The following is a 764-nucleotide window of genomic DNA, read 5'->3' on the forward strand; positions in this document are numbered from 1 at the left end:
CACCGCCGTGCAGCCGGGTTCGTCGGCCAGCAGCAGGCCCGCCCGGTAGCCGGACTCGGCGGACCAGTCACCGCGCGACAGCGGCGGCACCGCCCGGCCCGCCCGTTCCAGCTCGGTCCGCCACGCCGTCGACCGCCGCTCGGCCGCGAACGACTCCTCCGGCCCGGCCACGTGCCAGACCGTGCGGTGGCCGAGGGCGAGCAGGTGGCGGACGGCCTGGCGGGCGCCGTCGACCTGGTCGGTGTCCACCACGCTGTAGCGGTCGTCGGCGTCGGAGTCCACGACGACCACCGGCACGCCCGCGGGCAGGCTGACCGTGGCGGCGTCGAGGAGGTGGATCTCCATGATCACGATCACCGCGTCGACCGCGAGCTCGCCCAGCCGGGTGAACGCGCCCAGCACACCGTCGCGTGTGGGGACGGCGACGGGGATCAGCGTGATCGCGTAGCCCTCCTCGGCCGCGTGGTCGACGATCGCCTCCAGCGTGCGGCTGTTGCCGACGGTCGACAGCGTGAACAGGATGACCCCGATGGTCCGGAACTGGCCGTACTTCAACGCGCGCGCGGCGCTGTTGGGCCGGTAGCCGAGCTCCTGCATGGCCGCGAGCACCTGTTCCCGCGTCGAGCCGACGACGCCGGGATGGCCGTTGGACACCCGCGAGACGGTCTGCGCCGACACACCGGCGCGGCGGGCCACGTCCGCCATCGACACCCGACGGCCGCGCCGCTCGGGCCGATCCGGTGGCACCTCGGCGTCCGACCTGG

General features: G+C 74.6%; 1 protein-coding gene. It reads right to left on the minus strand.

Features of this window, described 5'->3' with window-relative positions; genetic code table 11:
- Positions 1-747: LacI family DNA-binding transcriptional regulator (locus AB0G02_RS34040; protein ID WP_360802643.1), on the minus strand; the 747-nt coding region annotated here is incomplete at its 3' end.
- Positions 748-764: the final 17 nt, after the last annotated feature.

The sequence above is a fragment of the Actinosynnema sp. NPDC023658 genome, from assembly GCF_040639995.1.
GTDB lineage: Bacteria > Actinomycetota > Actinomycetes > Mycobacteriales > Pseudonocardiaceae > Actinosynnema.